The sequence below is a fragment of the Thermococcus sp. genome (genome assembly GCF_026988555.1).
Taxonomy (GTDB): Archaea; Methanobacteriota_B; Thermococci; order Thermococcales; family Thermococcaceae; genus Thermococcus.
Genome location: NZ_JALSLB010000030.1, coordinates 1 through 21,172 on the forward strand (window position 1 = coordinate 1; position 21,172 = coordinate 21,172).

The window sequence follows — 21,172 nt, forward strand, 5'->3', positions numbered from 1 at the left end:
GCCCTGACCCTGACGACCTTTCTCTCCTTGATGTCGTAAGCGAGAAGTTCTACATCTTCAACCGGCAGTATCTCTGTGTCTTTGCTCCGTATGACCCTTTCACGGTTCCTCTCGATGAGTGAATCAACCAGATCGCCTATCTTGACCTTCCCCCCGTCCGCCAGGAGGAGTTCGAAGTCGTGATGGTAGCTCTGCTGCTCTAGGGCCTCGTGTATGGCGCTTCTATCGCGGTCGCTCATCTTGTCGAACTCGTCGATCATGGCAAACCCTCCATCTGCCAGAACCAAAACGCCAGCCTCTAGAACCCAGGACCCCGTTAATTCGTCCCTAACAGCCGCTGCGGTGAGGCCGGCGGCGCTTGAGCTCTTCCCACTCGTGTAGATTGCCCTTGGTGCCAGGTTGGCAACGTAGCGGAGAATTTGGCTCTTCGCCACTCCGGGGTCCCCAACCAACAAAACGTGGCTCTCCCCTCTGAGCTTGGTTCCATCGGGCAGGGTGCGTTGAACCCCCCCAAAGAGTGCGAGCGCTATACCTTTCTTGACGTTCTTCATTCCCCATATGGCGGGGGCTATCGAGTCCACTATGGCGTCAACGACGTCCTTTCTTCTGGCCAGTTCCCTTATCTTCTGCTCGTCTTCGGGGGATATCTCAAGCTCCTCTATCTCCTTGCTGAGCTGTTCGATGTGGTTAACCTCAAGAACCTTCTTGAAAACCGGCCGTTTGTCCTTCTGTTCAAGTATCACACGGAGTATTCCTGTAACGAGGATCCTGTCGCCGGGCAGAGCCGTGTCAACGAGGTCATCCAGCAGGATCGCATCAATGAATCGGGGCATCTGACCACCCTTGAGGCTCTCCGGCCGGTCCTGGAGACGAAAGCTTTGGAAGTTTATAAAGCGGCTCTTCTCAACGTCTAAGTTGATGTTCCTGCTTCCACAGGCGTCGCACTTGGCCGGTTTCACGAGGTTGTCGTAGGGCCTCTGAAGGCGGACCATCTCGTTGCCACAGTCCTTGCACACGAACACCGCTTTCTCCACGAATGGTTTAACCTCGCTCACGCGCGTGATTATGCCCTCAACTTGGATCAGTCTGTTTATGTGCTCGCTTCCCAGTTCCTTCACGAGGAGGCTGTGGGGTAGGTTGTAGAAGCGGGCGTGGACCTTGAACTCCTCCCCCTTGAGCAACGGCGGCTCACGGAGAACTATCTGTACTGCATCCTCCGCTGCCAGTATGGCCTCTTCTGGATTGACAAGGAGCTCATCCGCCAGCTCTGGGTCGTAGGAGTTCAAATGGGACCAGTCTATGGGGAGGGAGCGCCTGGGGATTACTGTTAGGAGGTCTTTGAGTTTGTTGAGATAAACGGGGCTACCCTCATCATCGACGTACTCGCGAAGGAACCTCGCAAAACGTTCGATCATCTCTTCCCTATCCATCATCCATCACCAAGCCACTCGTCTCTTACCTTTGACAGCTGAAGGTACACACGTCTTTCCTCCGGGGAAAGGCGGGACAGTATTTCCAGGCTGTTTGGCCGGAGCATAACCGAGTTCAGAATCTTCTTAAAACGGATCACCTTGAGATACTCCATCTTTTTCTTGAGGTTGGCCAGCTTTGTGAGCTTGACGTTGATGGTCTCTATGCCATCCCCTGCGTTCAGACGGACGTAGTTCTCGAGGTAGTATATGTAAAACGCGGCTCTCTCATACAGTCCTGAGGGGAGGGGGGTAAGGGGCTCGCTGTTTCTCTCCTCGGCTATCATCCTGTCTATCTCCCCTATCACCTTGTCCGCCTCGTCAACGACTTCAACCACTCCGTTCTCCCACAGCTCCTTCGCCTTCCAGTCCTCGATAAGCACGATGTCTCCGACGCTCCAATCGCCGAAGGGCCTCAGTATCTTCACGGCTATGAGTGCTCTCCCTGTGAACATGCCACCACCCTCTCGAATAACTCACTCGGCTTATGGACTTAAAGACCTTTGGGCACCCGGATGCTGGATGGGTTAAGCCTATAAGCCCTTGCGCCCCATCCAGTGTGGTGGGAACATGAGGATAGGGATAATGAGCGATACCCATGATAACCTCCCCGCGATAAGGAAAGCGGTTGAGTTCCTGAACTCAAGGAACGTGGATCTGGTCATCCATGCGGGGGATTACGTCGCCCCCTTCGTTGCAAACGAACTCAGGAACCTAAACGCCCCGCTCAAAGGGGTGTTCGGCAACAACGACGGCGAGAGAAAGGGACTTTACGAGGCCCTCGGTATCTACGATGAGATCCTTGAGGTGGAGGCCGATGGGATGAGGATAGCCGTAACGCACGGAACTGACGAGCGTATAGTTAGGGCCCTCGCACGGAGTAGGCTCTACGATGTGGTGGTCGTGGGACACACGCACCGCTATGAGATAAGGGAGGAGGGCAGGACGATACTCATCAACCCTGGAGAGGTGTGCGGTTACGTGACGGGCGTCAAGAGCGTTGCACTCCTGGACAGCAGGCGGAGGGAGGTTCAGATATTCAACATCGATACTGGGGAGCTCCTTGGGGCCATGAGTCTCTAAAGAGCGCCTAGCGGGTCGTGGATGTCTCCAGGTTGAGGGCGGTGTGTATGGAGGACGTGCTTGCGCCCCGAGAACGGCACGATGCGGTTGTTTTCATAGGTGTTGACAGAAGGGAAAACGTAGAGTTCATTAAAGTCTACGCCATGGATGAGGTGCTGGCCGCCAAGACCCTTCAGGAATTCTTTGAAGCTAAGGGGATATTCCCTTCGGATTTCATCGTGGTTGAGAGAGGTTTTGAAAGTGTGGGGGACAAAGGAGCCATAACCACGCGGAGTGAGGGTGAACTCTCTGCGAAACTCTCCCGGCTGGGGCTGAAACTCCTTTCCAACGGCGTTCTCTTCACCTCGGGTGTTGAGGAGGTTTACTCAATGACCCTTGTCAGCCGGAGGCTCTTAGGGGAGTTCTCGGATGAATCCGGTCGTAGGTCGGGGGAAACCGCAAAATTGAAGCTTTTAGGGCTGGGTGAAAGCACTCTGGTTGAGAACCGCAGAGGCATTGACCTGGGTCCCTACCTTCACGGAAATGCCCTTCTGGTGAGGGAGCCTTCGGTTGAGAGGGCTGCAGAGCTCCTGGAATCCGGCAGACCGCTCGTCGTGGAGACGGCTGATGCCTCAAAATACTCCTCTCTGGAGTTCTCCGTTGTGATAAAGCTGTCCCCCCTATCCCCAAGGGAGTTTTCGGAGGAAGTTTCCCGGGAACTTGGATTTGAGGTGCCATACGAGATTTTCACGACTCTTCCCCCCGAGAAAAGAGGCGTTAGGAACGCCCGAACTGTGGCGAGGTTGGCTAGGAAACTCAGGGAAAAAACTGGAAAGGAGTGGGAGGAGGCTCTGGCTCTAGCCATTCGTCTCCATCTGGGCATTTAGGATGATAACCCCTGGAAGTACCTCACAACCTCCTCGTGGAACCTTTCGTTGTGCTTTCCGAGTGACGCCAGCAGGAACTCCTCCAGCTCTCCGTTTTCGCGAACCAGATACGCCAGCAGAAGCGCGTTTTCGACGTTGAGATTCTTCAAAACGTTGGCGGTTGCTCTCATAAACGCGTTTTTCCTTTCGCTTTTATCTGCTTTACTTCCCTCGGTTTTTCTGTACGACTCCAGGATGGTCTCATACCCCTCCGATACCCTGGACACCCTCTTCCCATACTCCACCCAGTCCACTGCCAGTCCCATCTCCACCTCTATGAAATCCCAGGGATTCTCCAGGACTTTTCGCGATTTTTCAGATAGTCTCAAGGGTGGAAACCTCTCCTTCCATTCCTCGATGTTTTCGATGTCCTCGGCGAGCCGTTCCTTCTCCTCCTCTGGAAGAGCCTCGTAGAGTCCGCGTGCGACCAGGTAACAGCGCGCCAGGAACTGAAACTCGGGAACCTGTAGGGTCTCGCTCACGACGAGTTTCTGTCCTCCCACCTTCACTGGAAGCTTCTCCAGGATTAGTCCGAGTGGATAGCTGAGGCTTTTAATACAGAACTCAATGGGATCCATGCCCTCACCTCCCATCTAGTTACATTCATCACCGGATAAAAGGCTTTGGTTCCAAGTGGAAATCCTTTTAGGGTTTTGGGTGAACGTTACGGGGGTGAGGAGCTTGATAACCTTGGACGGTTCCTACGGCGAGGGCGGGGGGCAGATACTGAGGACCGCCATAGCCCTCTCAGTCATCACCAAAAAGTCCGTTAAAATCGTCAAAATTCGCGCCAACAGACCAAACCCAGGTTTAAGGCCCCAGCACCTCCACGGGATTCTGGCTCTGAAAGAGCTAGGCAACGCGAGGGTTAGGGGTACGCAGGTTGGCTCGACTGTTCTTGAGTTCATACCCGGAAAGGCCGAGCCAAAGCACGTCCGCGTTCCCATAAAGACGGCCGGGAGCGTCACGCTGGTCCTTCAGGCTCTAATTCCGGCGATGGCCTTCACCGGCGGAAGCTTTGAGATAACCGGCGGAACCGACGTCCCCTGGAGCCCGCCTGTTGATTACCTGAAGAACGTAACGCTCCATGCCCTCGGGAAGATGGGGATTGAGGCCGAGCTCGAAATCAGGCGGAGGGGCCACTATCCCAAGGGAGGCGGGCTGGTAGTTGGAAGGGTCAAGCCCTGGGAGGAAATGAAGCCCCTGAAGGCCATCGGATGGAGTCGCATAGAACGCTTCGCCGGGATAAGCCACACCACCAACCTACCTGCCCCCGTCGCTGAGAGGCAGGCAAGGGCCGCTAAAGAGAGGCTTGAGGAGCTTTACAGCATCCCCGTGGAGATAGAGACCGAGGTATCGCGCTCCCTCGGGCCCGGGAGCGGCATCGTCGTCTGGGCCGAGACGGACTCGCTCAGGCTCGCTGGAGATGCACTCGGAAAGCGCGGAAAGCCGGCAGAGGTTGTCGGCAGGGAAGCGGCAGACGAGCTCCTCGACCAGCTGGAGCTTAAGGGGGCGGTTGACAGGTTCCTCGGCGACCAGCTGATACCTTTCTTGGCCTTTGCAGGCGGCGAGATAGGCGTTGTTGAGATCACCAGCCATCTCCTCACCAACGTCTGGGTCGTGGAGCAGTTCTTGGGCAGAATCTTTGAAGTCGAGGGAGAGGTTGGGGAGCCTGGAAGGGTGGGGGTTGTAAAGAGAGCGGAGGTTTAATCCTCCTCAATCTCCACCCCATAGACCTTCTCCGGATTTTCCACGTGGATTTTATAGATGTCCTCCTCTGTGAACAGGCCGTTCTGGAGGAAGGCCTTAGTTCTCTTAGGCACGGTCTTTGGGCCTAAGACGGCACCCGGCCTTTTCCTGTCGTCTATGTAGTCCGTCTCCATCATGAACCTGTTTCCCTGCTCTATTGCCTCTTTGATGTTCTTCTTGCTCGCGATGATGCTCGGGAAGACTCCGACCTCCTCGGCCACCTTCACGAGTGGCGGCGAGAAGTGCTTAACAACGCGATAGGGCTTTATACCGACCTCCCTGACGTACTCCCCAAGTTTGCGGAACTTCTCCTCGTCAAAGCTCTCCGTATGCAGTTGCACGGCGCAGTCGGCTTCCTTGGCAAGGGCCATGCCGTACTTCATCAGCTCTATGCTGGCGTTCCAGATTTCCTCGCTTACCTCGTAGTGGGGCCTGCCGATTTCTCCTATGGCAACGGCTTTCCCCTCGAGGCAGAGCTTTTGGGCATGCTCGAGGGCCTTCATCACCTCGTTCTTAGCGTATTCAAGGCCTTTTTGCTCCGCCAGGTAGACGAACTCTGCCGGATGCACACCGACGACGGCGTATGCTTTTACAGGTGTTTCTTTGTTGATTCTCTCGACCAGCCCGATGTGGAAGTCCATGGCTTTGACGAAGTCCTCCGCCTTCAGCCCGGGGAAGCCGTAGTCGTGGGCCGTCTTGTAGACCACCATCAGGTGCGTCCCGCCGGCACGGTGGAATTCCTTCACCGCTTCAAGAAAGAGCCCCCTGTACGGGTCAACATGGAAGTGGTCGTCGAGGATTATCATGATGTCCCCTCTTTCTGTATCACATCGTTAAGGGAGAACGAAAACCGCTCCTCTATGATGTCGACGTCGGGGGCCTTCAAGACCAGGACGTTGATTTTGTCGAGTTCGGGCTCCGCGTCTATGACGGTGGTGGCTATTCTCTCGAGTTCTGGCAGTGGGTTGATGGGAAGCTTCTCCGCTACGTCAATGTCCATAAAGTAGAACGCCTTCCGTTTGGTGTTGCCAAGGAAACCCTGGGCTCCCAGGATCATGATGTAAAAATCCCGCAGGTTGTTTATGAAGGCAAAGATCCTCTCAAGTCCCAGAACCACGTTCACCGACTTACCGGCTTGGGAGAACACCCCCTCCGTGGCATGGCTGTATTTGGGTAGGTACACCGAGGGCTCTCCCTCAACGTTTATTCTGCTCGCAACCCGCCCGACCTTTTGAAGGCCACCGGTCTTTACCACGATAGCGTCGTCAAAGGCTCCGCTTACCCCAAATGCCTTCAGATGCTCGTTTATCACGTGGAGTATGTCCAGGTTATCATCCACTATGAACATGTAACCTCTCTCCTCGGCGTATCTCTTGAGGAGTAATGAAAGCAGATCTGGTACGTAACTTGAGGATCGGTGCTCTATCAGGGCTATCTCACCGAATTTTACCCTGTCGAATAAGTTGAACATCTCTGCCACAGACATGTGTACCACCAGTTAATAACTAGGTGCTATTCAATAAATACGTTTCGTCATGGATGCCGTGCGCCGTTTGGCTGTGCCCGCTTCCTTTTGGTGGGGTAATTAACGGTACTCAATGTCTGACAACGTGCACGGAGCAGGAGATGCACGGGTCGAAGGCCCTAACCGTCTCCTCAAGTCTCTGCACCACCTTCCTTTCATCGGCCTTGTCGTAGAGTTTCTTGGCCTCCCCCAGCAGGCTTGCCTCAATCATTGCGTGGTTCATGGCCGTTGGGGTGATTACGTTTGAGTACTCAACCTTTCCCCCACGGTCTATCCTGTAGTGATGTACGAGGACCCCCCGCGGTGCCTCCACGTATCCTATGCCCTCCCCTCCTCCGTTTACCTCTACCGGGACGTTCTCTCCCTTAATCCCGCGATCCAGCAAGGTCCCAGTTATCTCACGCACCCGCTCCAGGCAGTAAACCAGCTCTATGGCCTGTGCCAGGTTGTTGTAGCTTACGTATCCCGTCTCAAGCTTTTCCCTGTACCGTTCAAAGAACCCTTTGGCTCCAGGTGTCAGCATGTCCGCTTTTAGGAGGAGCCTTGACAGTGCCCCGACCAGGAAAGGCTCTCCGTGGTGGAGACTCCGCTTTGCAAAACTGTAAACGAGCGAGCGCTCCTCTATCCCGTCAAAGTACTGGAACTCCTCCTCCCTCGAGATAAGGGAATCTCCCTGTAGATACTCGCTGGTTGCAAGGAAATGGCTCGCCACACACCCGTAGGGTTTAACCCCTGCGAAGAGTTCTATGGCCCGTTTTGCGCTCTTGAGGAGGACGTCACTTTCCCTTCCTATTGCCTCCAGTTCCCCGGCATCGGGATACCTACCGAACCCGCCGGGTTTGATGTTTATGCCGTGTATCTCCCTGCCCCCGATGAGTTCCCTTATCCTGTTGCCGAACGCTTTAATGGTTATTCCTTCCCTGACTATCTCCCCGTGTTTGGACACCATCCTGATGGCATCTGAATAACCGAAGAGGTCGGGAGCGACGAGGAGGTACAGGTGGAGGGCGTGGCTCTCCAGAAGTTCGCCGAGGAGCGCTAGCTCCCTGAGCAGGGATATTTCTTCTGGAACCTCAACCTCCAGGGCCCTCTCTATCGCCAGGACGGAGGCAACGCTGTGCGAAGAGTAGCATATCGCGCATATCCTCGCCTCAATGTCCGGGACATCGTAATAGTACCTCCCGCGCGTAAGGAGTTCAAAGAAGCGCGGTCCTTCGAGTATCTTAAGCCTTACTTCCTTAACCTCCCCATTTTCGATTACAACCTCCGCGGCCCCACTTCCTTCAACCCTGGTGAACTCCTTCAGTTTGATTATCATCGTCCCCACCTCGCGAAGGTTTTGAACTTCTTCCTGATGTACTCATCATTGTACCCCCTTTCCCGGAGGATGTCGTACTCGCTTGCGGGGTTTACGTCCCCCGGCAGAGGCCCTCTGCACCCTATGCAACCCAGATTGGAGCGTACGCAGGCCGCGTTGCAGCCCCCGAGTGTTATCGGTCCTAAACATGGGAGGCCCCTCTTTACCAGGACGCATTCGTACTCGTTTAGCTTGCACTCCACACAAACTGGATAGTCCGGCCTCACGGGGTTGATGCCCTTTGCAACATCTATAAGTGCCTGATACAGCTCCTCCCTGTTATACGGGCAGCCGGGCATCGCGAGGTCCACGGCCACGTACTCCACAACGGCCCTTGAGTCCAGAGCTCTCATGGGGTTGCCGTCATAGCCGTAGACCTCTTTCAGCTTCTCTTTGAGGGTCTCACTGAGCCCCCCCTGCACCCCACCATGGGTTGCGCAGGTTCCGAGCGCTATAAGGTAGTCCGAGCGGTTTCTTGCCTCCCTTAAAAGTTCCAGATCCGAATGGGTTGAGACGCTTCCCGAGACCAGCCCTACATCGTAGTGAGGCTCCCCTCTGTTGCTCGAGGCCATGCGGAACTCCCCGAGTTCGTAGAGCTCAAGCAGGTCGAAGAGCCTCTCGTAAAGAAAGAGGATGTTCAAGGAGCAGCCCCCGCATCCCGTAAGTTCAAAAACGCCGAGTTTAAGTTTCTCCATCATATCAACCCCCTCGTGGAGAGAGCGTCCCAGTACGTGAACACGGGCCCGTCCCTGCAGACGTACTTCATTGACGTGCTTGTCCCGACCACGCAGTGCCCGCACTTGCCCACACCGCAGCGCATCCTCCTCTCCAGCGTTATGTATATCCTTCCGGGAGAGAGTTTTCTGTTGAGAAGCTCCCTTATGACAAACCTGTACATGATAGGCGGGCCGCAGACCAGGGCATAGGTATCCTCCACGTCGAATTCTTCCCCCTTGAAGAGGTCCGTAACGACGCCCCTGCACACTTGAGTCGAGAAGCCCCTCTCAAGATACACACAGGAGGGTGTTTCGACCTCGTAGGCCAGTTTGACAGTGCAGTTCATTGAGGGTCCATGTTTGAGAAGGTGGAGCACTTCATCACGGAAGAGTATGTCTTCGTAGCTTTTCGTGCCATAGAAGAGCCACATGTGCTTGTAATTCCCAGTGTCGATGGCGTACCAGAGGACGGAGCGTAGGGGGGCCATCCCGAGACCTCCCGCGACGAGCACAAGGTTTGAACCCTCCATACCCCCCATGGGAAAGCCGTTGCCGTAGGGTCCCCTTATACCCACCACATCCCCCTCATTCATCCCGTGGATGAACTTCGTCACCCTTCCGACCCGGCGGATGCACAGCTGGAAGTAGCCCTTCCTCGTTGGCGGCGAACATAGGCTCACCGGGAACTCCCCAAAGCCCTTCAGGTTCACTATAACGAACTGGCCAGGTTTAAACTCAAAGTTACCCATCTCTCGGTCTGTGAATCGAAGCGTGTACAGTTTCTCCCTTGGGGTTAGTTCCTTGACCTCCAGTATCCTGGCGTTGTGGCTTCTGTACGGGTTTTCTCCCATCATCTCAGTGACCCCCTTATCTCCTCGAGTACCCGGACGTGCTCTATGCCTGCCGGGCAGAACTCATCGCACCTGCCGCACCCGACGCAGTTGAAGCCAGCCTCCGGATCAAAGTAGTTCTTGCAGTAGTACCTGTGTCTGAACCTGTCAAGTCGGGTCGGTCTGAAGTTATGACCACCGGCCACTAGCCCGTGACTCTCCATGAAACAGGAATCGTAGCGTCTCTCCCGAACTGCATCATAGGAGCTGGCCCAGCGGTCGCACACCTCATAGCACCTGCACGTCGGGCACACCAGTGTACAGTTTCCGCAGGCCAGGCACCTCTCCGCGTACTTACTCCAGAGGGGGTTGTCGTATGCCAAGTCAAGAATGTCTGCCAGGCCCTCCCTGTTGAGCTCCCGTTTGAAGGCCCTGGCCCTTTCCTCCTCAAAAGCCTTGAAGCTGGCGAGATCCTCCTCTGATACCTCGTCAAATAGTCCCTCGTTTATCCAGATTATCTCGTGTCCCCTGACGCTCCCGACCCTTACAAGCCATCCGTCGGGGAGTTCATGGAGGAAGAGATCGAAGCCGCTCATGGCGAAGTCGGTTCCGAGGCTCCTGCAGAAACAGTACTCGTCAGGGATGCAGCTCATACCTATGATGATGGACCGCTCTCGTCTGGCCTTGTAGTACGGATCGGCGGGCTCACTCAGGTATACCCTGTCGAGTATCTGGAGTCCGTGGATGTCACAGGAATGGAGACCGAACAGGATTAAGGTCCTTTCCTCAACCTCCCCGATCCACTTGCCCCCCTTGGGCCTGAAGAGCTCCTCCTTCGGTTTTATAAAGAACTTCTTGGGGGGGAGCATTGTTCTGGTGTAGTTGAAATCGGCCTCTCTGGAATTCAATACCCTCTGGAACGAGTGTACTCTGCCTTTTTTAACCGGTGCGTACACATCGCCAAGCCCAGTGAGGTAATTAAAAAGGTCATCAAAGTTCTCCGAATGCAGTTTCACATACTTCAATGTCATCACCATTCCTTTAATGTACTCACATGGTTACTTGGCTTAAGGGAATTTAAGGATTCTCAGAACCTTTGGTTGAAAACTAAGGGTTTAGAAAGTGCTAAAGGTTTTATACTCCCTTGACAAAACTTGGTTAGGTGGTACATGTGTTTATGATTCTGAAAAAGGAAAAGCTCGCTCCGGGGATAAACCTCTTTGAGATAAAGGCACCTAGGATAGCCGTGCATGCGAGACCGGGCCAATTTGTCGTGATAAGGCTCCACGAGTGTGGTGAAAGAATCCCGCTAACTATAGCGGACAAGGATGAAAAATCAGGCACGATAACCTTGGTCGTTCAAGAGGTTGGCAAGACGACCCATGAGCTCGGCACCTATGGAGAGGGTGACGCGATCCTCGATGTTCTCGGCCCCCTGGGTGAGCCTGCTCACATTGACCTCTTTGGCACCGTTGTGATGGTCGGTGGAGGCGTCGGTGTGGCGGAGATATACCCCGTTGCGCGGGCCATGAAAGATGCGGGCAACGAGGTTATCTCCATCATCGGTTTTCGGACGGTGGAGCTCGTTTTCTGGGAGGAAAGGCTGGCGGAGGTTAGTGATGAAGTCATCGTGACGACCAACGACGGGAGTTATGGGATGAGGGGCTTCACCACCAACGCACTCCAAAGGCTCCTTGACACCGGAAGAAGGATTGACTTGGTACATGCGGTTGGGCCTGCCGTAATGATGAAGGCCATAGCGGAGCTAACGAGCCCCTACAGGATAAGAACGGTGGCAAGCCTGAACCCCATAATGGTGGACGGAAGTGGTATGTGTGGTGCCTGCAGGGTCACGGTAGGGAAAAAGATGCTCTTCGCATGTGTTGATGGACCGGAATTTGATGCACATCTAGTTGACTGGGACGAGCTGCTGAGCAGGCTCACATACTACAAGGATGTTGAAAGGATCAGTTTTGAGAGATGGAAGCGCGAGAGGGGGATGGTTTGAATGCCGAGGCTTATCAGGGAGAGGGTCCCTACGCGGGAAAGGGCACCCGAAGAGCGTGCGAAGGACTTCAACGAGGTTAATCTTGGGTACACGTTCGAGTTGGCCAAACAGGAGGCGGAGAGATGTCTCCAGTGCCCGCCCGAGTACGCGCCGTGCATAAAAGGCTGCCCCGTGCGTATAAATATCCCCGGCTTCATACGGGAGCTCAGAGAGCACAAGGATAACCCTGATAAAGCGGTTAAAAATGCGTTGACTGTCATCTGGGCATGCAACTCTCTGCCGGCACTAACGGGGCGCGTTTGTCCGCAGGAGGATCAGTGTGAGGGTGTTTGTGTTGTTGGTAAGGTTGGGACCGCGGTTAACATTGGAAAACTCGAACGCTTCGTGGCCGACTACGCCCGCGAAAAAGGCATAGAGATAGAACTGTTACGGGAAACCTCCAGAGCCATCGGAAGGAGGGGGAAAAGGGTTGCAGTGGTGGGGAGCGGTCCTGCAGGTTTGACGTGTGCGGCAGAACTCGCTAAGATGGGTTACGATGTCACGGTTTTTGAGGCCCTGCACAAGCCCGGAGGAGTACTCATCTACGGAATCCCCGAATTCAGACTCCCCAAAGAGGTCGTCAGGAGGGAGATCCAGAACGTTGAGGAGCTGGGGGTGAGGATAGAGACCGACGTCGTGGTGGGCAGAACCGTAACCTTCGGGGAACTGCTTGAGGAGTACGATGCGGTCTTCATCGGAACCGGGGCCGGGACTCCGCGCATCTACCCCTGGCCCGGCGTGAACCTCAACGGTATTTACTCGGCTAACGAGTTCCTGACGAGGGTCAACCTCATGAAGGCTTACAAGTTCCCAGAATACGACACACCAGTCAAAGTCGGGAAAAAGGTGGCCATAATAGGTGGTGGTAACGTCGCTATGGACGCCGCGCGCTCAGCCCTCAGGCTGGGAGCTGAGGTGTGGGTGCTCTATCGCAGAACCCGTGGAGAGATGACGGCTAGGGAGGAAGAGATATGCCACGCGGAGGAGGAGGGCGTTAATTTCATGTTTCTCGTCTCACCAAAACGCTTCGTTGGGGATGAGAGCGGCAACCTCAAGGCCATAGAGCTTGAGAAGATGGAACTTGGGGCGCCGGATGAAAGCGGGAGGAGAAGACCGGTTCCAACTGGGGAGACCTTCGTGATGGAGTTCGACAACGTGGTGATAGCCATTGGTCAGACTCCCAACAGAATATTCTACCGGAGTGTCGAGGGACTCAACGTCGATAGGAAGGGCAGGATATTGGTTGATGGGAATCTGATGACGAGTATTCCGGGTGTTTTCGCCGGCGGAGACGCGATAAGGGGTGAGGCTACCGTTATCCTAGCCATGGGCGACGGGAGGAGGGCCGCAAAATCCATTCACAATTATTTAAGCGGGGCACAGTGACCTCTTCATTTACACCTAAACGATGTACACCTTCAGGGTGTCTCCGGCTTTCGCATCGAGCTCTCCGTCCAATATCACGTCCACGATGTCACCCTCAACAGCGAAGTCCACCTCCCGGCCCTTCATCATGAGCCGTCTTATTGGCATCCTCCCTTTCTTTGAAACCCGGTACCCTGGGTACACAAGTCCATCAAGAACCCTGACCCTGAGATGGTTTTTTCCGCCTTCACACTGTTCCAGAACCTCGATTTGTCCTGTGGGCCTGCCCGGTTCCAGACCTCCCCTTTTCCCTCCGAAGATTCGTCTCAGCAAGCCCATGGTTATCCTCCGGATTTTATTGTGGGGTACTTGGTTATAGTCTTTATCCCGGTCTGCGATATAATTATAACCTTTCCTGAGAACCCTGGTGGGGTGATAAAACATGGGTGTCTACATATTCACACCGGAGGACCTTCTACGGTACGGAACCGTTACGGAGGCGGAGCTTGACGTACTGAGGAACGCCGTCCTGGATGGGAAGGATATTCTCGTCGTTGGTTCCAGCCGCTCTGGGAAGACGAAGCTGGTTGAGGCATTGGTGCACTTCATACTCGACGACAGGAAAGTGACCGTAGTTACGGCTTACGGGGAGTTTAAGCCCTTCAGACCCAATATAGTAGTCATCGACACCCAGTTCGACAACCGACCCCTAGAAAAGCGCACCTCTGAGGTGATCTCCAGGATACGGGAGATAGACCCTGACTATATCGTCATCGACACCATCCACACGGTTGATGTTTCAAGAATCTTCCGTGAGCTCATAGACGACTACGCGTTCATAGTGACCTCCCTTGCCCTCACGAACGACATAAAGGACGAGGTCAGACACTGGCTCAGGATAAGCGGGGAGACCTTCAACAAGTTCGACATCGTCGTGGAGCTCAGGAGGGACTGGAGGACGGGAATGAAGAAGATAAACCGCATTTATGAGGTAAAGGACGGAGAGCTGAGGGCCGTCATTTAGACCCTCTCACCTTTTCCTTCAGCTTTCTCCATCCACCCATTATCGCGTCTCTGACCTTTCTCTGTTCTTCCCTCGTGAGGTAGCCCTTCCGCCACGCGACGTACATGAGGCCGTTGAACGCGAGCGTGGCTACCATCGCCAGGAGCAGGGAGTTGACGGCGACGCCTGCTATCGTTTTCTGCGTCCTCCTGAACATTCCGAGGGCAACGTAGTCGTTGGGCGTCATGTGCCTCATAGGTAGAACCGCCCTCTCCGTCCCGTTCTGTGGGAGCAGTGAGAGCATGTGGTTCCAGGTTACGGTATAAACGTTGATGTGCGTTCCGTTGACGGTGCAGTTTGGTATTACCCTGTTCTCCTCTTCCCAGAGGCAGCTTCCATTACTGAGGAACCTCCCGTGGACGTTGGTGTGGTCATAGGTCTGGAAATAGAAGGTGCCGTTGTCCGGGCTCACCTTAACGACCTCTATGTCCTGAGTCGCCCCACCGTAGACGAGACCCCGGAAGAGGCGGTAGAGTTCGTCTATCAGGGAGTTGCTGAAGTACTCGTCCTCCCAGACGATGTAGTAGTAGAGGTTCCCGCCATAGTCTACCATGTAGAGGATTCCAATGGGCCTGTCATCCGGAGCTGTGTGGACTATGGGTGTATACTGGTAGACCTTCTCGCTCTCTCCGGGCATGTATCCCTCAAGGGAGTACCCGCTTGAGGTGAGACCGACGAGCCAGAATATGAAAAAGTTGAGAAGGAGCCATACGGCGAGCCACTTCTTTGGTACCATAACTCCACGGGATAAAGGGGAAGAATTCAAGCCTTAAGTTTTTCTATGACCTCGCGGAGGTTGGCGAGCATGTCCTCGATGTCCTCGAAGGTCATGTAACCCATGTTGCCTATGCGGAAGGTCTTCTCTGCCACGCTTCCGTAGCCCTTGGCCAGCTCGAAGCCGCGCTCGCGCATTGCGTTGTAGACGTCGACGCCCTTCATTCCCTCAGGGACGACGACTGCTGTGATGGTCGGGCTCTCGTAGCCCTCCTCAGCCAGAATTCCAAGGCCCATCTCCTTGACGCCTTCGCGGATGGTCTCGCTCCTCTTCCTGTACATGTCGAGCCATTCCTTCTTTCCGCCAATCTTCTCGATTATTCTAAGAACAACGTTGAGGCCGAATATCTGCGGGAGCGGTGGGGTTGAGGGCGTTCCCTTCTTCTTTTCGTTGAACCTTTTGTAGAGCGGCAGGTCAAAGTACCAGCCGCGCTCCGGCATCTTTTCGGCTATCTCAAAGACACGCTCGCTGACCGCCGCAACTGCCAGCCCAGGCGGGACGCCGAAGGCTTTCTGACTGCTCGCGAAGACTATGTCAATCCCCCACTTGTCAAATTTGATGTCGGCACCACCCATGGCCGAGACAGCATCGACGAAGAGGAGCTTGTCGTGTTCGTGGACGACCTTCGCCAGCTCCGGGAGCGGGTTGAGAACGCCGGTCGAGGTCTCGTTGTAGGTTATCGTAACCGCAGCGACGTCGGGGTTCTTTCTCAGGGCCTCGTCGAGTTCCTCCGGCTTGATTGCGTATCCAGGCTCCTTACTCAAGATGACGGCTTCTCTGCCGTTGGCCTCGACAACCTCGGCGAAGCGCTTTCCAAATGCTCCAATGACGGTGACCAGAACCTTTTCTCCCCTCGGCGCGGTGTTTCTAACCGCAGCCTCCATGAAGCCGGTTCCGGAGCTCGGGAAGAGGATTATTTCCCCGTTGTCAGCCTCAAGAAAAGCCTTGAGCCTGTTAAGGGTGTCAACGTGAACTTCCTTCGCTTCGGCCGAGCGGTGGCTGAACATCTGCACCGACATTATAGCTAGAACCTCCGGGAAACAGGCGACCGGACCGGCAGTGAAGAGCCTGTACTTCGGCTTGACGAGCTCGTAAACCTCCCTGTATGCCTCTTCATGCGTCATGTTGAACTTTAATTCCATCGCAACCACCTCGACGGGAGTTCAGGGAAAATCTATAAAAGGCTTCTCCTGGGGCCATCCGACGTTTTCTGAAACTTTTTTCTAGTTTTTATGGATTTCACGAAAAGCTTTCAACACCACCAAGACTTTTAAAGCATGGGGTTAACGTTAAGAGGGTGGTCTGATGGAATTCAAACGCCTCGCTGGAATCCTGCTCCTGATCCTCTCTGCCTTCACCGGAACGATGGCCTTCCGCCTCGCCACACCCGCGGTGGCATTCTACACGCGTGACATCCTGAAGGCGTCGATGTTCTCGGTCTCGATAGTTTCCACCTCATTCGTCCTTGCCAGGGCGTTCTCATCTGTCTCCGGGGGCTTGATGCTTGAGCGAGGAAAGCGGCTTCTCTACCTGGGGGCGCTGGCCATGATGTTCAACGCCCTCGCCGTTCAGCTTTATCCCCTAACATCAAACTGGCTTCAGGTTGCCGGAATAAAACTCCTCAACGGCTTTCTGAACGGTCTTAGCTGGCCGATGGCACAGTTTGTCATAGCGGTTACGACGCCGAAGGGAATCAGAGCCAGGGTCACTGCGGTTTACTTCTTCTTTGGAAGCGTTGCAGCCCTGCTGGGCAACTACGTCTACGCATACACGGTGAACCTTGGCCTATCCGGTCAGATGTGGATCTCCTCAGCGTTCTTCATGCTCACAGGTTTGATAATGCTGGCCGCCTACTACCTGCTTCGTGCCTGGGTAACACCGAGGAGGAAAAAGGACTCGGACACTGAGAAACTGGTCCTTGATCCCAAGGGCGTTCTGCTCATAGCTGCCCTCATGGCGGTCATCGTTGCATTCACCTCCGGAGAGATAACCTACGTCTACGTATCCGAGGCTCTGGGGATTGGTAGGGCCGCCACCGCAAGGCTCATAGGTTGGGCGGGATTTTTGGCCTCTCTGATGAGCTACGGTGTCTCTTGGCTGGCTGACGTTGGCAGTGAGAGACGGACAGTTATGCTCACGTCAATTCTTGCGGCGATTTCTCCCCTTCTGGCCGCGGTTAAAAGTGCTCCCACGGTTTTTCTTGGCATATTCCTTGCCCTCTTCGCCTTCCAGAGCTTCCGCCCGATTTCTAGGAAGATCCTGGCCGGCTACCACCGCTCTTCCCTTGCCATAGGGGGGGTAAACGGGGTTCAGAACATTTCAACCTTCTTTGGAGGTATTCTCTTTGGCCTCTCTTATTCCCTTGGGGAGGTTCATTGGCTGTTTACCGTCAATTTGGCTTTTCTGACCTTCATGCCGGTCTCCATCATCCTCCTGTGGAAGGGTATTGGACTTAGAATGCGTGGTTAGCGGTCCATCTGAATCATCGAGTTTCGGACGCCACTTTCCAAAACTTTTATAAGTCGCTCCACTCGCCTAAGTTTAGGTTTAGCTTATGCTCATTTGGAGGTGAGAGGATGGGACTTAGACCAGCCAAGATCGATAGGGACGTTGATAAACCCGCTTACACGAGAAGGAAATATATAAGGGGTGCCCCTGGCCCGAAGATAACCATATTCGACATGGGGAACCTTTCAGCCGAGTTTGAGTATGAGGTCAGCCTTCATGCCGAGCAGGCAATGCAGATAAGGCAGAACGCGCTTGAGGCTGTTCGTGTACAGGTTAACAGGTACCTCCAGAAGAACGTTGGAAGGAGCAACTACCACTACAAGATAAGGGTTTACCCCTTCCAGGTTCTCCGTGAGAATCCAATGGCCACTGGGAGAAAGGCTGATCGTTACGGAAACGGTATGAGGAGGCCCTTTGGAAAGCCGATAGGTCTCGCCGCCCGCGTCAAGAAGGACCAGAAGATACTCACGGTGTGGGTCAACGAACCGCACCTCAAGTTTGCCATCGACGCGATGCGCAGGGCGGGCATGAAGTTCTCGTACTCCAGCTACTACCGCATCTACGATAAGGACGGCAACGACGTAACCAGTAAGATTCTCTCCACGATGAAGCGCTGAAATGCAACGCTGAGTCACACGCTGTTATGCGGCGGTGGGAGTTCCGTTACCTCTCCTCTTTTCAGCGCTGGATCCTGGACGTACGTTTGTGTTCCTGGTTCGTTGCTGGCTGTGGTGGCATTTCTACCTCAGTAGGGGGTTTCTTTCTGCTTCACGGTGGGGGAGTAACTTATCCCAGCTAGTTACCCCCGTCTACGGTAGTTCAACACTCTCGACGTAATTACGGTCAGCGGTTGATCCAGCATTCATAATAATTATTAAAGATGTCGCCCAACATTGGTCGGTGGGAAGATGGTTGGCTCTCGCTTCAGGTCACTGCTCCTCAAGCTCGGCGTTCCTGAGGACAGGCTGGCCGTTCTTGATGGTAAGGGTGGGATTGTGGAGGGCGAATTCGAAGGTATCAGATACGTTCGCTTTCGAGATTCCGCCAAGGGTTTTCGGCGCGGAACGGTTGTCTTTGAGAACGGCGATGTCGTCCTTGGATTCCCTCACATTAAACGCATAGTCCAGCTTGAGAACGTAATAAGGAGAGTCTTTAAGAACAGGGCATTCTACGTTGAGGAGAAGGTGGACGGCTACAACGTCCGCGTCGTGAGTGTGAGGGACAGGGTTCTTGCCCTCACAAGGGGCGGCTTTATCTGTCCCTTCACGACGGAGAGGATACTGGACTTCATAAACGAGGAGTTCTTCAGGGACTACCCCAACCTCGTCCTGGCGGGGGAGATGGCCGGGCCTGAAAGCCCGTACATCGTTGAAGGGCCGCCCTACGTGAAAGAAGACATAGGGTTCTTCCTCTTTGACATCCAGGAGAAGGGAACGGGAAGGAGCCTCCCTGTGGAGGAGAGGCTTAAGCTTGCCGAGGAGTACGGCATTCGTCACGTTGAAACTTTTGGCCTCTACGACCGCTCGAAGATTGGGGGGCTGCATGAGTTAATCGAAAGGCTGGGCAGGGAGAGGAGAGAGGGCATCGTCATGAAAACGCCAGACATGAGGAGAATCGCGAAATACGTAACGCCCTACGCCAACATCAACGACGTCAGGATAGGCTCGCACGTATTCTTCGACCTGCCCCACGGCTACTTCATGGGGCGGATTAAGCGCCTCGCGTTCTATCTGGCCGAAAAGCACATCAAGGGCAAGGAGTTCGACGAGTACGCGAAGGCCCTCGGAAAGGCCCTCCTCCGGCCGTTCGTTGAGAGCATCCACGAGGTTGCTAACGGCGGCGAGGTCGAGGAGGTATTCACGGTCAGGGTGAAGAGCATAAGCACTGCCCACAGGATGATGACCCACTTCGAGAGGCTCGGCGTGAAGATCCACATCGAGGACATCGAGGATTTGAGAAACGGCTACTGGAGGATAACCTTCAAGAGGGTCTATCCGGACGCCACACGCGAGATGAGAGAGCTTTGGAACGGCAGGGCGTTCGTGGATTGAAGCGGTAGGTTTCATGAAAATTATCCTGCTAATTTGGGTGGATAAGTAAAATAGAGAAGCTCTAACTTGCACACCCACAAGTTACTCGCACCCCTGCAAGTTAAAGCTCCCTGAAGACCTTCGCCAACACGGGGTCGGGGATGTGGTAGCTTCCCTTCTTCTTTTCCACGTAGCCTGCTTTGACGAGGTTCTCAAGCAAAGCTGAAAAGTTCGAGTCGTTTACGGGGCCGAGCTTTAAGGAAAGGTAGTCTCTAATGTCCTTCCAGCGGGAATAGTTCAACGCTATCGCCTTCAGTATGAAGCGGTAGCGGGGACTGTAGTTGAAGAGCTTCGACAGCTCGTTTCCGGCTATGGCTTTAGCCTCCCTGAGAACTTCCTCAATAGCTTTATGATGTCTGAGTTTCCTCGTAACGCGGATGTACCCGTAGAGGGAGAGCCAGCCGGGGATACCGTCGAGCTCTTCAACGGCCCCTTCGATTTCCCGTTCCATAACTTTAAACTCTGTCTCTTCGAAGCCCGTTCTCAGGAATTCTCTGCTCAGCTTCGGATTAAAACGCTCAAGGGATATGTCGTGGTGGTATCTGCCGAAGAGCGGCGCTTCAGGATCGTTAAACTTCAAGAAGTCGAAGAGAAGACCCACCTCTGAGCCGGTGAGAATGAATGTCAGGTTTTTGAGGTTGTCAATGGCGTAAGCCAAAATCCCGTCGTACCTCGTGGCCCCCCCAAAGCGCAGGTACTGAGCCTCGTCGAAGGCAATAATTACTCTTCCGGCTTTTCCGCCGTATTCATTGAGCGCCTCCAAGAGCTCCGTTATCGAGAAGTCCTTTGAGGTTATCTCCAGTCTGAGCCCGGAAACGCTTACCCCCCTGACCCTCTCAAGGAAGAGCTTTGCCTCCTCGACCAGCTTTTTCCTTCCGCTCATTCCTGAGAGGAGCATTTTCCCGATTACGTACCTGTTGACGGATGAGAACTCGGAGTAGGTTTTTCTCACGTCGACTTTTATTGAAGGGTAGGTGAGCTCGTTGAGTGCAACGTTGAGGAGTGAGCTCTTTCCGAGCCTCCTGAGGCCGAGAAGGAGGATTAGCCTTTCTCCTCTCCCCACTGCCTCCTTAAGCTCCCTGAGTTCCCTTTCCCTATCAAAGAGTTCTTCCCTCTTCGTCTTTGGGTACGGTGAAAACAGCATTAACTTGCACCCCCACAAGTTACTTGCACCCCTGCAAGTTAAAAGGCTTTCCCCGAAACTTTTCTAGCGAAAAGTTTCATCAAAGTTTGTGATTCCTTTATGAGTGCTCTTTTGAAGTGTTTGCGTTTCTGAAATTCCTTTTGGAGCTTTAGAATTCTCTAATTGGGGAACGTTTGTTTTTGGGTTTACGTTTTTTTCGCGCTCCGGAGAAGCGCTTTTCGGGGGATAACCCTGTTTTGTGGGCTTTTAGAAGTAAATTTCAACAGGGGAGAGGGTCTTTTACTGTGCAAACGCTCTCAAACAAAATCGCACTTAGGAAAAGAATCACGAGTCTTGGTCAAACTCAACGGGACTATCATCCCGTGCGTTGAAGCTCCACTTCAACGTCGCAAAGGCGAACAAGCTTTTAGAAAAAGCTTGATCAAAAGAGCTCCTTTCTTCTAAATTGACAGGGAATAAAAGTGTGCACTACTAAAGCAGCACCTTTAAACTAGGGTTTAATCCCTAAAACGAGTCATTGAAGAGGTTTCACATCTTTTTTGGCGT

The 21,172-nt window shown here is 54.0% G+C and carries 22 protein-coding genes; 9 read left to right on the forward strand and 13 right to left on the reverse strand.

Features of this window, described 5'->3' with window-relative positions:
- Positions 1-1,430, reverse strand: a 1,430-nt coding sequence (locus tag MVK60_RS04020) for a minichromosome maintenance protein MCM (RefSeq protein ID WP_297436725.1), incomplete at its 3' end; no start/stop codon positions are given.
- Entirely contained in the window at positions 1,430-1,924 is a 495-nt protein-coding gene (locus MVK60_RS04025; protein WP_297436727.1) for a hypothetical protein, read from the reverse strand. The genes MVK60_RS04020 and MVK60_RS04025, both read right to left, overlap by 1 nt.
- A gap of 115 nt (positions 1,925-2,039) precedes the next feature.
- Between MVK60_RS04025 and MVK60_RS04030 the strand changes: the two genes are divergently transcribed.
- The gene (locus MVK60_RS04030) at positions 2,040-2,552 is read left to right on the forward strand and encodes a metallophosphoesterase (protein ID WP_297436729.1); all 513 of its coding nucleotides are present in this window, start codon (positions 2,040-2,042) and stop codon (positions 2,550-2,552) included.
- Positions 2,553-2,599: 47 nt separating this feature from the next.
- Positions 2,600-3,418, forward strand: coding sequence for a hypothetical protein (locus tag MVK60_RS04035; protein WP_297436731.1), 819 nt, complete (start codon positions 2,600-2,602; stop codon positions 3,416-3,418).
- Here MVK60_RS04035 and MVK60_RS04040 read toward each other — a convergent pair.
- On the reverse strand, positions 3,415-4,035 hold the full coding sequence (locus tag MVK60_RS04040; RefSeq protein WP_297436733.1) for a hypothetical protein: 621 nt from the start codon (positions 4,033-4,035) through the stop codon (positions 3,415-3,417). The genes MVK60_RS04035 and MVK60_RS04040 overlap by 4 nt on opposite strands.
- 103 nt (positions 4,036-4,138) lie before the next feature.
- On the opposite strand from MVK60_RS04040, the gene rtcA reads away from it, so the two are divergent.
- Positions 4,139-5,167, forward strand: a complete 1,029-nt coding sequence (gene rtcA, locus MVK60_RS04045; RefSeq protein ID WP_297436860.1) for an RNA 3'-terminal phosphate cyclase — start codon at positions 4,139-4,141, stop codon at positions 5,165-5,167.
- Here rtcA and MVK60_RS04050 read toward each other — a convergent pair.
- The 6 genes from MVK60_RS04050 to MVK60_RS04075 all read right to left on the reverse strand — a co-directional run bounded on the left by MVK60_RS04050 (position 5,164) and on the right by MVK60_RS04075 (position 10,659).
- Positions 5,164-6,012 (reverse strand): TatD family hydrolase, encoded by an 849-nt coding sequence (locus MVK60_RS04050; protein ID WP_297436735.1) that lies wholly within the window; start codon positions 6,010-6,012, stop codon positions 5,164-5,166. The two genes, rtcA and MVK60_RS04050, sit on opposite strands and share 4 nt — an antisense overlap.
- Complete coding sequence (locus MVK60_RS04055) at positions 6,009-6,692, reverse strand: DUF257 family protein (protein WP_297436862.1); 684 nt, start codon at positions 6,690-6,692, stop codon at positions 6,009-6,011. The genes MVK60_RS04050 and MVK60_RS04055 overlap by 4 nt, the downstream gene beginning before the upstream one ends.
- Before the next feature lie 109 nt (positions 6,693-6,801).
- Positions 6,802-8,049, reverse strand: a complete 1,248-nt coding sequence (shyA, locus tag MVK60_RS04060; RefSeq protein ID WP_297436737.1) for an NAD(P)-dependent hydrogenase/sulfhydrogenase 2 subunit alpha — start codon at positions 8,047-8,049, stop codon at positions 6,802-6,804.
- The gene (locus tag MVK60_RS04065) at positions 8,046-8,786 is read right to left on the reverse strand and encodes a hydrogenase (RefSeq protein ID WP_297436739.1); all 741 of its coding nucleotides are present in this window, start codon (positions 8,784-8,786) and stop codon (positions 8,046-8,048) included. Before MVK60_RS04065 ends, shyA begins: the two co-directional genes overlap by 4 nt.
- Positions 8,783-9,655 carry a hydrogenase subunit gamma gene (locus tag MVK60_RS04070; RefSeq protein WP_297436864.1) on the reverse strand — a complete coding sequence of 291 codons (873 nt, stop codon included), beginning with the start codon at positions 9,653-9,655 and terminating at the stop codon, positions 8,783-8,785. Before MVK60_RS04070 ends, MVK60_RS04065 begins: the two co-directional genes overlap by 4 nt.
- Positions 9,655-10,659, reverse strand: coding sequence for a 4Fe-4S dicluster domain-containing protein (locus MVK60_RS04075; RefSeq protein ID WP_297436866.1), 1,005 nt, complete (start codon positions 10,657-10,659; stop codon positions 9,655-9,657). Before MVK60_RS04075 ends, MVK60_RS04070 begins: the two co-directional genes overlap by 1 nt.
- A gap of 146 nt (positions 10,660-10,805) precedes the next feature.
- On the opposite strand from MVK60_RS04075, the gene MVK60_RS04080 reads away from it, so the two are divergent.
- Both MVK60_RS04080 and gltA read left to right on the forward strand, forming a co-directional pair.
- A complete protein-coding gene (locus MVK60_RS04080) occupies positions 10,806-11,642 on the forward strand; it encodes a sulfide/dihydroorotate dehydrogenase-like FAD/NAD-binding protein (RefSeq protein ID WP_297436868.1) in 837 nt (278 codons plus the stop codon).
- Positions 11,643-13,067 carry an NADPH-dependent glutamate synthase gene (gltA, locus tag MVK60_RS04085; RefSeq protein WP_297436741.1) on the forward strand — a complete coding sequence of 475 codons (1,425 nt, stop codon included), beginning with the start codon at positions 11,643-11,645 and terminating at the stop codon, positions 13,065-13,067.
- A 15-nt stretch (positions 13,068-13,082) separates the two neighbouring features.
- On the opposite strand, the gene MVK60_RS04090 is transcribed toward gltA, so the two are convergent.
- A complete protein-coding gene (locus MVK60_RS04090; RefSeq protein WP_297436743.1) occupies positions 13,083-13,385 on the reverse strand; it encodes a translation factor in 303 nt (100 codons plus the stop codon).
- Between the two features lie 103 nt (positions 13,386-13,488).
- Between MVK60_RS04090 and MVK60_RS04095 the strand changes: the two genes are divergently transcribed.
- Complete coding sequence (locus MVK60_RS04095) at positions 13,489-14,070, forward strand: ATPase (RefSeq protein WP_297436745.1); 582 nt, start codon at positions 13,489-13,491, stop codon at positions 14,068-14,070.
- Here the strand turns inward: MVK60_RS04095 and MVK60_RS04100 are convergent.
- Together MVK60_RS04100 and MVK60_RS04105 are read right to left on the reverse strand one after the other, a co-directional pair.
- Entirely contained in the window at positions 14,063-14,845 is a 783-nt protein-coding gene (locus MVK60_RS04100) for a hypothetical protein (RefSeq protein ID WP_297436747.1), read from the reverse strand. The two genes, MVK60_RS04095 and MVK60_RS04100, sit on opposite strands and share 8 nt — an antisense overlap.
- Before the next feature lie 26 nt (positions 14,846-14,871).
- Entirely contained in the window at positions 14,872-16,026 is a 1,155-nt protein-coding gene (locus tag MVK60_RS04105) for an alanine--glyoxylate aminotransferase family protein (protein ID WP_297436870.1), read from the reverse strand.
- Between the two features lie 163 nt (positions 16,027-16,189).
- On the opposite strand from MVK60_RS04105, the gene MVK60_RS04110 reads away from it, so the two are divergent.
- The 3 genes from MVK60_RS04110 (at position 16,190) to MVK60_RS04120 (ending at position 19,443) form a co-directional block, all read left to right on the forward strand.
- On the forward strand, positions 16,190-17,353 hold the full coding sequence (locus tag MVK60_RS04110) for an MFS transporter (protein ID WP_297436749.1): 1,164 nt from the start codon (positions 16,190-16,192) through the stop codon (positions 17,351-17,353).
- 107 nt (positions 17,354-17,460) lie between these two features.
- Entirely contained in the window at positions 17,461-18,009 is a 549-nt protein-coding gene (locus MVK60_RS04115; RefSeq protein WP_297436751.1) for a 50S ribosomal protein L16, read from the forward strand.
- Between the two features lie 291 nt (positions 18,010-18,300).
- On the forward strand, positions 18,301-19,443 hold the full coding sequence (locus tag MVK60_RS04120; RefSeq protein ID WP_297436753.1) for an RNA ligase: 1,143 nt from the start codon (positions 18,301-18,303) through the stop codon (positions 19,441-19,443).
- 100 nt (positions 19,444-19,543) lie between these two features.
- Here the strand turns inward: MVK60_RS04120 and MVK60_RS04125 are convergent, their stop codons facing one another.
- Complete coding sequence (locus tag MVK60_RS04125; protein ID WP_297436755.1) at positions 19,544-20,626, reverse strand: ATP-binding protein; 1,083 nt, start codon at positions 20,624-20,626, stop codon at positions 19,544-19,546.
- Between the last annotated feature and the right edge of the window lie 546 nt (positions 20,627-21,172).